Here is a 9,062-nt window from a genome sequence, read left to right as displayed (position 1 = left end):
GCGGCGTTGCCGAATCACGCAAGTACGGCCCAGTACGAGCGCGATCCGGCGCCTTGCAGCTGACCGCACCAGGACACCTCGCTTGCGGGCGAACGTTGCCGGGCGCGGCACTAGCCGGCGAACGCCTCGTAGAGGCTGAAGCCCGCCATCACGATCATCACCGCCGCCGCGATCTTCGTGATCAGCCCCAGCGGCACCCACCTCATCAGCAGCCGCCCGCCGAAGACGCCTAGCGCCGCGACCGCCCACAGCGCGAGGACGGCGCCGAGCCCGACCGCCAGCGGGTCGTCGTAGCGCGCGGCGAGATTCGCGGTCATGATCTGCGTGAGGTCGCCGAACTCCGCGACCAGGATGAGCATGAAGCCGCTGCCCGCCACCTTCCAGAAGCTGCGGTCGGCGGGTTCACGGATGTCCTCCTCGCCGTCGTCCTTCTTCAGCAGCAGTACGGCCGCCCCCGCGAGGAAGAGCAGCCCCACCACGATCTCGACCAGGCGGTGCGGAAGCAGGGTGAGGACGCTGCCGGCCGCGATGGCCAGGGCTACGTGGAGGACAAAGGCGGCGGCGACACCGCAGAAGACGTACGAGGCGCGATAGCGGGTGCCGAGGACGAGACTGGCGAGCGCGGTCTTGTCGGGCAGCTCGGCGAGGAAGACGACGCCGAAGACGATGGCGGCAACGGTGAGGCTGAACACGGACTTGGGTTCCTCATCGGTCGGGCGGCCGCACCGGAGAACCTCGTGCATCTCGTACAAGGGGTCGCTTCGGCACAGCAGCGTTGAACACTGCGGCCGAAGGTCTCGCTGGCGGATGCAGGACATCCGCCTCCGGGCGCCGGGCTGACCAAGGCCAACCAGTATGTCGACGTTCCGGCGAAGAGCTACTCCCCTTCTGCTGATCTCAGTCTACGCGACGCGTCAGCCGGCCCAGCGCCACCAGCTCCAGGACGACGGCCAGCGACACCGCCTGTACGGCGAGCAGCGCGACCAGTACGAAGAGCTGAACCGCCCCCGCCAGCAAGGGGGATGCCCCGCCGAGCAGCATGCCCACCATGGCGCCGGGGAGGGTGACCAGACCCACAGTGCGCGTCTGGTCCAGGCCCGGAACGAGGGCGGTGGACGCGGCGGGGCGGGCGATCTCCATGCGCGCATCGCGTTCGCTGAAGCCGAGGGCGAGCGCGGCCTCGACCTCGCCGTGCCGGGTGTGCAGTTCCTCCAGCGCGCGCCGCCCGCCGAGGACGGTGGCGGTCAGGGCGCCGCCGATGAGGATGCCGGCGACCGGAATGAGGGCGGTGCCGTTGATGGGGACGAGCCCGGTGAGGACGAGGAGGACGACGACGGGCATCGCGCCCGCGCCGATGGGCACCGCCGCCCACGTCCAGGAGGGGCCCGGGGTGATGCGGCGGCCGGCGATGCGGGTGGCGACCGTATACATCAGGACAACGAAGGCCAGCAGCGCCGCCTGGTAGCGGATGACCCAGCCGATCGCGAGCGAGACGGCCGTGAGCTGGATGGTGGCGCGCACCCCGGCCAGCGCGATGGCGCGGGCGTAGTTCTCCTTGCCGTCGGAGAGCCGGGCGTACGAGGCGACGGCCACGGCCGCGATGAGCAGTACGGCGAGGACGACGCCGAGCGTGCGGTCGACCGGCAGAAGGGTGGAGGAGGCGAGGTCGGCGCGGGCGGGGACCGGACCGGCCTGGGCAACGGGGGCAGCGGCAGCAAGGGCGAGCAGGGGCACCCGGCCACCCTAGGGCCTGCCTTGTGGACCTCCGCGGCGTCGCGTGCCCTGGCACGCACGCTCGCTGCGTTGTCGTCAGTCAACGACGTCCCCCAGCCTGGCGGCTGGGAGGTGCCCCCACCGCGTCGCTTCCCTCCTCCGCCTTGTGATCACAGGCGCCAGACCCCGCTCTTCTCCCACGGAGATCCACAGGGCAGGCCCTAGGCGGCGTGGCAGGAAAGGCCCCGGATCGGCCGGATTTAGTTGTGCGCGACCTCTCGACATGACGTGTCCATGTCGCCAATCTGTTACCTGCCGCTCGCCCCGAGGAAACGTGGCGGCGACAGGATTTACCTCGGCTTTACCGCCAAATTACCCCCACACAAAGGGAGTTCGCATGTCCCGAATGGGCACTGCCCTCGTTCGGCGCGGTATCTACGCGCGTCGACGACTCAGCCTCATAGCCGCCTTCACCGGACTCATCGCCCTCGTCGGCCTGTTCGGCCCGGCCACCCAGGCCCAGGCCGCGCTCCCCACCCCGGTCAGCGCCGCCACCGCCCGCACCTACCTCGCGTCGCTCACCGTCGCCACCGAGAACCGCACGGGCTACGACCGCAGCCTCTTCCCGCACTGGATCACCATCAGCGGCACCTGCAACACCCGCGAGACGGTCCTCAAGCGCGACGGCACGAACGTCGTCACCGACTCCGCCTGCGCCTCGACCAGCGGCAGCTGGTACTCCGTCTACGACGGCGCCACCTGGACCGCCGCCAGCGACCTCGACATCGACCACCTCGTCCCGCTCGCCGAGGCCTGGGACTCCGGCGCCTCCGCGTGGACCACCGCACAGCGCCAGGCCTTCGCCAACGACCTGACCCGGCCTCAGCTCATCGCCGTCACGGACAACGTCAACCAGTCCAAGGGCGACCAGGACCCCGCCGAGTGGATGCCGCCCGTCAGCGGCTACGCCTGCACCTACGTCCGTGCCTGGGTCCAGGTGAAGTACTACTACAAGCTCTCCGTCGACTCCGCCGAGAAGACCAAGCTCAGCTCCGTACTCAGCGGCTGCTGAACCCGCCACTGCCGGCAGTGAATCCGGCGCTGAACCCGGCGCCGGTGGGTTCCCGACGCGAACTCCCGTTTCGAACTCCTCACGGGAACCCACGCCTCCCCTCCGTCGTCCGTAGTCTTGCGACCGCGACGCGAGGGAGGGGAGGCACACCTCATGGCAGCAGAGCTGCGACTGGGCCCGCTGCTCAGATACGCCGACCGGCACAGCGCCACCGTATGGATCGAGGCCGACCGCCCCCGCGAGGTCGAGGTCCGCTGCGAGGACGGCGCGACCGGCACCGCCCGCACCTGGCAGATCGCCGGCCACCACTACGCCCTCGTCACCGTCACCGGACTGCGCCCCGGCACCAGCACCCCCTACCGCGTACTCCTGGACGCAGAACAGGTCTGGCCGCCGCCCGACTCGGCCTTCCCGCCCAGCACCATCCACACCCCGGCCGACCAGGACACCGCCCTCCGCGTCGCCTTCGGCTCCTGCCGCTGGGCCGCACCACCCTCCGACGGCCACGACCCCATCGGCCCCGACGCCCTGGACACCCTCGCCAAACAGATAGCCGACGGCACCACCACACGCCCCGACGTCCTCCTCCTGCTCGGCGACCAGGTCTACGCCGACGAGACCTCCGCCCCCACCCGCGCCTGGCTCGCCCAACGCCGCGACCTCAGCGAACCACCCTGGGACCAGGTCGCCGACTACGAGGAATACACCCACCTCTACTACGAGTCCTGGCTCGACCCCGAGATCCGCTGGCTGCTCTCCACCGTCCCCAGCCTCATGATCTTCGACGACCACGACGTCATCGACGACTGGAACACCTCCCACGCCTGGCGCCAGGACATCCGCGAAACCGCCTGGTGGTCCGAGCGCATACTCAGCGGCCTCACCTCCTACTGGGTCCACCAGCACCTCGGCAACCTCAGCCCCGCCGAACTCGCCACCGACCCCCTGTACGCCGCCATACGCGCCACCGCCGACGGCACCGAAGCCCTCCGCGCCTTCGCCGCCCGCGCCGACACCGACCCCGCCTCCGTGCGCTGGAGCTACCGCCGCGACCTCGGCCGCGTACGGCTCCTCATGGTCGACTCCCGCGCCGCCCGCGTCCTCGACGAGGACCAGCGCGCCATGCTCGACCCCGCCGAACACGACTGGCTCCGCCAACAGACCCAACCCGACGGCAGCTTCGACCACCTCCTCATCGGCACCTCCCTCCCCTGGCTCCTCCCCCACGCCGTCCACCACGCCGAGGAATGGTCCTCCGCCCTCACCCGCGGCGAACGCGGCCTGAGCTGGATCGCCCGCGGCGAACGCCTCCGCCAGGCCGCCGACCTCGAACACTGGTCGGCCTTCCGCCACTCCTTCGACGCCCTCGCCCACCTCTTCACCGACATCGCCACCTCACCGGACGCCCCCGCCACCATCTGCGTCCTCTCCGGCGACGTCCACCACGCCTACACCGCCGAAGCCCACTCCCCGACCGGCGACCTGACCTCCCGCCTCCTCCAGCTCACCTGCTCCCCCATCCACAACCGCGTCCCCGCCTACATGCGCCTCGCCTTCCGCCTCGGCTGGAGCCCCGCCGGCCGCCTCCTCGGCCGCACCCTCGCCCGCCACGGCCGCCTCTCCCCCACCCCCGTCACCTGGCGCAAACTCACCGGCCCCTATTTCGGCAACCAGCTCATGACCCTCACCCTCCAGGCCCGCACCGCCTCCCTCCGCCTCGACCAGGCCACCCCCCAGGGACTCCACACGGTCCTCGACACGGAGCTCACCAAGGGGTGACGCCTGCGCGTCACCGGACCGGCCTCAGCTGTGCGAACCTCCCACGCAGGGGCAAAACAAAATGCCCCCGGCTTTGATCGCCAAGGGCATTTGCACTGGTCAGGGTGGGCGTGGACGGTCTCGAACCGCCGACCCTCGCTTTGTAAGAGCGATGCTCTACCGCTGAGCTACACGCCCCCGAACACGAGAGGACACCCTACCGTGCCATACCCCCTGCTCAGCAAACCGATACCCTCCCGCCCTCAGACGCCGTCCGTGTCCCCGAGCAGCCGGACCAGCTCGCGCTCGTCCTCGGGCGCGAGGCCGGAGACGAAACGGGCGAGGACGGTGCGGCGGTCGGACTCGGCGTCGAGGACTTGGCGCATGCGGCGGGCGGCGAGGCCGGCTTCGTCGGCGACGGGGGTGTAGGCGTAGGCGCGGCCGGTGCGGATGCGGGTAAGGGTGCCTTTGTCGTGGAGGCGGGAGAGGGTGGTGACGACGGTGGAGTAGGCGGGGGTGCCGGCGATGTGGTGCTGGACCTGGCGGGGGGTGAGGGGGGTGGCGACGGCCCAGAGGGCGGCGAGGATCTCGGACTCCAGTTCCCCGTGGGCGCGGCGTGCGGATGTCATGGCTGCCGTTCTCCCTGGTTCGGTTGCCCCCTGTGATCGCGCAGCAGTTCTCCCGGCGTGGAGCTGCCGTAGCCGGAGTTTGTCAAAGAAACCTGGGACTGGGCTGTCACTCAGTCCTGTCGCGCGGGCGCCGGGGCCGGGGTTGCCGGCTGGGGCCGGTGCCGGGGCTGCGGCTTGAGGCCCCAGGTGGTGACCCGCCAGAGGGCTTCGATGACGATGGCGCGGCTCATCTTGCTGACGCCGTGCTCACGCTCGACGAAGGTGATGGGCACTTCGGTGACCCTGAAGCCGTGCTGGACGGCGCGGCGCAGCAGGTCGACCTGGAAGCAGTAGCCCTGTGACTGGACTTCGTCGAGGCCGATGCCCTGAAGGGTGCGGGCGCGGAAGGCGCGGTAGCCGCCGGTGACGTCGCGTACGGGGAGGCGCAGCATGAGGCGGGAGTAGGCGCTGCCGCCGCGGGAGAGGAGTTCGCGGGACTTGGGCCAGTTGACGACGCGGCCGCCGGTGATCCAGCGGGAGCCGAGGACGAGGTCGGCGTGGTGGAGGGCGGTGAGCAGGCGGGGGAGTTCTTCGGGGCGGTGGGAGCCGTCGGCGTCCATTTCGACGAGGACGTCGTAGTCGCGTTCGAGGCCCCAGCGGAAGCCTGCGAGGTAGGCGGCGCCGAGGCCTTGCTTGCCGGGGCGGTGGAGGACGTGGACGGCCTTGTCGGTGGCGGAGAGTTCGTCGGCGATGTGGCCGGTGCCGTCGGGGCTGTTGTCGTCGGCGACCAGTAGGTCGGCGTCGGGGACCGCGGCCCGGACCCGGCCGACGATGGTGGCGATGTTGGCTGCCTCGTTGTAGGTCGGGATGATGACCAGGGCGCGGCCTGGGGCCGCGGAATCGTTGCTCATGCGGATTGACCTTCTCCTTGGTATGACGGAACGGGGACTCCCGGACCTGCATCTACACAGATGTAGTTGTTGGCGATGAGGTTGCCCGAGAGGACCAGTCCGCATGAACGAGACGGCCGAGGCGGCTTTGCCGCGAATTCTGGCTGCGACGGCCGCCGCGCCTCCTCCCGCTGCTTCGGAGGGTGCGCCACCGCAGTGGCACCGGGGGTTGACGGTGCTGGCGGCCATCAGCCTGTTCATCGGTACGCGGTCCCTGTGGATACACGCGATGGCCACCCATCCGGTCGTAGCCGGGGTGGTTTCTCTTTGTTACGCCTCGATCCTGATCACCGGCATCCTCGCGCTGTCGGTACGCAGCCGGGCGGCCCTGGCCCGTGTCGATCTGGTGGTGCTGCTGACGGCGATAGCCCTGACCGTGTGCGGCCTCGCCGTCTCGCACGGGGGGTCCGACGAGGCTGTGCTGACCGCTCAGGCGACCCACGAGATCCTTCACGGGAACCTGGTCTACGGGCAGCCGTGGCCGTTCCTCTTCCTCGATCCGCATGTCGCGGTCACTCCCACGATGTTCGGTGGCATCGATGACACGTACGGCTATCCGCCGCTGACTGCGCTGCTCTCGGTGCCGGTGTACGCGGTGATCCACAGCGCGGTCGCGGTGACCATGGTCTCCACGGGTGCTCTGATCGCCGGGACCGTGGCGCTGTGGGTGATGGTCCCTGCGCCGTGGCGTTCCGCGGCCACCATGGCGTGCCTGGGCTTCGGGATGCTCCCGGGTTATGCCCGGATGGGGTACCCGGCGATCATCGCCCTGGTGTTGCTGATCCCGGTGGCGGTGCGGTGGCCGGGTATCGGGGCCGGTGGGCGGCTCGGCCGGCCGGGGGTGCTGCGCGCGGTGTGTCTGGGCGCGGCGTGCGCGGCGCAGCAGCTTCCGTGGTTTGTGACGCCGTTCCTGCTGGCGGGCATCTATGTCGTCCGGCGCGGCGAGTTGGGATCGCGCGGTGCCCTTGTGGTGGTCGCCCGTTTCACCGGGGTGACGGCGGCGGTGTGGCTGGCGATCAACGCGTACTTCATCGTCCAGGATCCCAGTGGCTGGCTGTCGGGGGTCACTCTCCCGATCACTCAGGGTGCGATCATCCACGGTCAGGGTGCGGTCGATCTGTCTCTCTACTTCACCGACGGCAGCAGCCGGCTCTCCTTCTACTCGTACGCGAGTGTGCTGCTGCTGCTCGGTCTCCTCGGTCTGTTCGTGCTGTTCATCCGCCGTCTCGGTCCTGCTGCGATGGTTCTGCCGTGGTGCGCCTTCTTCGTGGCGACCCGTTCCCAGGACGGCTACTACCTGATGATGACGCCGCTGTGGCTGGCGTCCGCCGCGACGGTGCCGTCGTCCGCTTTCGCCAAGGCATGGCGGCCGCGGTTGCCTGTCCTGCCGCGCTTCGGCCGAACCGCCAAGGGGGTTCTGGCGGCCGCTCTGGTGGCCCCGTCCCTGGCCTGTGTGGCGGTGGCGGCCGGGTCCTCGCCGCCGCTCAAGCTCCGCATCACGGCCGAGCACACCACGGACCGCGCTCACCGCAATCTGGCGGCCCTCACGGTGTGGGCGACCAACCCCACCGACTCCGCGCTCACCCCGCACTTCGTCGTCAGCACGGGCCAGGGCACGTCGCTGTTCTGGCGGGTGCGCACCGGTCCCGGCACGCTCGCTGCGCACCACACCTCCCGCTATGTGCTTCTGCCGCCCAAGGATCGGTACTTCCGTCTTCCCCCCTCGCCCACCAAGCGGGTCCGGCTGCGGGCTTTCACGCCCTCGCCGGCGACGTTGACGAGCGTCGACATTCCGCGGCCTGTGGGTGCGGTGGATGCGACGGGCGGGGCAAAGCCATAAGGATCGCTTCTGGCTGGTAGCCGATCCAGATCTTGGACTTCTGGATCGGCCTCGGGGATCGTGGTGAGCGGACCCCGAACGAGCCGGAAGCAAAGGACTGTGATCATGACTCAGGACGCCCAGCGGATCGTCGCCACCTACTACGCCTCGTGGCGGGACAAGGACTTCGACAGCCTTCGGTCCGTCCTGGCCGACGCCGCGACTTTCCGCGGTCCTCTCGGCGAGGCCGAAGGCGCCGACGCGTGCGTCAAGGGGATCGAGGGGCTCTCCGAGATCGTCACCGACGTCGTCGTCCACAAGATGATCGCCGACGGCCCCGACGTCCTCACCTGGTTCGAACTCCACACCACCGTCGCCCCTCCGGTCCCGACCGCGACCTGGGCCCACGTCGAGGACGGCAGGATCACCCGGGTGCGGGCGACCTTCGATCCGCGTCCGCTCGTCCGGTAGCTGGCTAGGCTGCTGCTCCTGACGACGGACAGGGGATACGCGTGATCATCTGGGTGAACGGTGCGTTCGGCAGCGGCAAGACCTCGCTGGTCGAGGAGCTGCGCCCGCGCATGCCGGAGGCGCTGGTCTACGACCCGGAGATGGTGGGCTATCTGCTCCGGGAGATCGTCGAGGTGCCGACGGGCAACTTCCAGGATCTGCCGTTGTGGCGGCAGCAGGTCGCCGATCTGGCGGTGCGGCTGGTGGAGGAGTACCGGCGGCCCGTCCTCGTCCCCATGACGCTGGTCCGCCCCGGGTACGTGGAGGAGATCTTCGGCGCTCTGGAGCGGGCGGGGATCACCGTGCACCACTTCTTCCTGAAGGTCGCGCCGGACGTCCTGGCCCGGCGGATCGACGGGCGGAACGTCACCCCGGACGGCGACCCGGAGCGCGAGGCGAAGGTACGGCGGTGGTGCAAGGCGCAGATCGAGCCGTGCACCGCCGCGCTGGACACGCTGCCGGGCGACACGGTCATCCTCGACGGGGAGTTGCCGCTGAGCGAGCTGGCGGATGAGGTGCTGGCCCGGTGCGGGCGGCCGCCGGCCAGGCCGGGCCGGGCTTAGGGCCTGTCTTGTGGATCTCCGTGGGAGAAGGAGCGGGGTCTGGCGCCTGTGATCGCAAGGCGGTGGGGG

The 9,062-nt window shown here is 70.1% G+C and carries 9 protein-coding genes and 1 tRNA gene; 5 read left to right on the top strand and 5 right to left on the bottom strand.

Going from position 1 to position 9,062, the window contains the following annotated elements; all coding sequences use genetic code 11:
• Positions 1-110: 110 nt before the first annotated feature.
• A complete protein-coding gene (locus ACFXJ5_RS40860; RefSeq protein ID WP_384643522.1) occupies positions 111-692 on the bottom strand; it encodes a TMEM165/GDT1 family protein in 582 nt (193 codons plus the stop codon).
• A 205-nt stretch (positions 693-897) separates the two neighbouring features.
• On the bottom strand, positions 898-1,647 hold the full coding sequence (locus ACFXJ5_RS40855; protein WP_384643525.1) for an ABC transporter permease: 750 nt from the start codon (positions 1,645-1,647) through the stop codon (positions 898-900).
• Between the two features lie 463 nt (positions 1,648-2,110).
• Between ACFXJ5_RS40855 and ACFXJ5_RS40850 the strand changes: the two genes are divergently transcribed.
• Both ACFXJ5_RS40850 and ACFXJ5_RS40845 read left to right on the top strand, forming a co-directional pair.
• Complete coding sequence (locus tag ACFXJ5_RS40850; protein WP_384643519.1) at positions 2,111-2,785, top strand: HNH endonuclease family protein; 675 nt, start codon at positions 2,111-2,113, stop codon at positions 2,783-2,785.
• Positions 2,786-2,938: 153 nt separating this feature from the next.
• Positions 2,939-4,564, top strand: coding sequence for an alkaline phosphatase D family protein (locus ACFXJ5_RS40845; protein ID WP_384643516.1), 1,626 nt, complete (start codon positions 2,939-2,941; stop codon positions 4,562-4,564).
• A gap of 105 nt (positions 4,565-4,669) precedes the next feature.
• Here ACFXJ5_RS40845 and ACFXJ5_RS40840 read toward each other — a convergent pair.
• From ACFXJ5_RS40840 to ACFXJ5_RS40830, 3 genes are all read right to left on the bottom strand, one after another.
• Positions 4,670-4,741, bottom strand: a tRNA-Val gene (locus ACFXJ5_RS40840).
• A gap of 65 nt (positions 4,742-4,806) precedes the next feature.
• Positions 4,807-5,172: a BlaI/MecI/CopY family transcriptional regulator gene (locus tag ACFXJ5_RS40835; RefSeq protein ID WP_384643513.1), complete on the bottom strand. Its 366-nt coding sequence runs from the start codon at positions 5,170-5,172 to the stop codon at positions 4,807-4,809.
• A 110-nt stretch (positions 5,173-5,282) separates the two neighbouring features.
• The gene (locus ACFXJ5_RS40830; protein ID WP_384643510.1) at positions 5,283-6,062 is read right to left on the bottom strand and encodes a polyprenol monophosphomannose synthase; all 780 of its coding nucleotides are present in this window, start codon (positions 6,060-6,062) and stop codon (positions 5,283-5,285) included.
• 103 nt (positions 6,063-6,165) lie between these two features.
• Here ACFXJ5_RS40830 and ACFXJ5_RS40825 point away from each other — a divergent pair, with 103 nt between their 5' ends.
• From ACFXJ5_RS40825 to ACFXJ5_RS40815, 3 genes are all read left to right on the top strand, one after another.
• Entirely contained in the window at positions 6,166-7,941 is a 1,776-nt protein-coding gene (locus ACFXJ5_RS40825) for a hypothetical protein (RefSeq protein ID WP_384643507.1), read from the top strand.
• Between the two features lie 105 nt (positions 7,942-8,046).
• Positions 8,047-8,391: a nuclear transport factor 2 family protein gene (locus ACFXJ5_RS40820; RefSeq protein ID WP_384643504.1), complete on the top strand. Its 345-nt coding sequence runs from the start codon at positions 8,047-8,049 to the stop codon at positions 8,389-8,391.
• Positions 8,392-8,432: 41 nt separating this feature from the next.
• Positions 8,433-8,993, top strand: a complete 561-nt coding sequence (locus ACFXJ5_RS40815; RefSeq protein WP_384643501.1) for an AAA family ATPase — start codon at positions 8,433-8,435, stop codon at positions 8,991-8,993.
• The last annotated feature ends 69 nt before the right edge of the window (positions 8,994-9,062 follow it).

The organism is Streptomyces sp. NPDC059373 (assembly GCF_042751495.1).
Taxonomy (GTDB): domain Bacteria; phylum Actinomycetota; class Actinomycetes; order Streptomycetales; family Streptomycetaceae; genus Actinacidiphila.
This window is presented reverse-complemented; position numbering and strand designations above follow the sequence as displayed.

Excerpts from the sequence above, each read along its gene's own strand:
- ACFXJ5_RS40820 (WP_384643504.1), top strand. The coding sequence starts at position 8,047 with ATGACTCAGGACGCCCAGCGGATCGTCGCCACCTACTACGCCTCGTGG.
- ACFXJ5_RS40850 (WP_384643519.1), top strand. The coding sequence starts at position 2,111 with ATGTCCCGAATGGGCACTGCCCTCGTTCGGCGCGGTATCTACGCGCGT.
- ACFXJ5_RS40830 (WP_384643510.1), bottom strand. The coding sequence starts at position 6,062 with ATGAGCAACGATTCCGCGGCCCCAGGCCGCGCCCTGGTCATCATCCCG.
- ACFXJ5_RS40845 (WP_384643516.1), top strand. The coding sequence starts at position 2,939 with ATGGCAGCAGAGCTGCGACTGGGCCCGCTGCTCAGATACGCCGACCGG.
- ACFXJ5_RS40835 (WP_384643513.1), bottom strand. The coding sequence starts at position 5,172 with ATGACATCCGCACGCCGCGCCCACGGGGAACTGGAGTCCGAGATCCTC.
- ACFXJ5_RS40825 (WP_384643507.1), top strand. The coding sequence starts at position 6,166 with ATGAACGAGACGGCCGAGGCGGCTTTGCCGCGAATTCTGGCTGCGACG.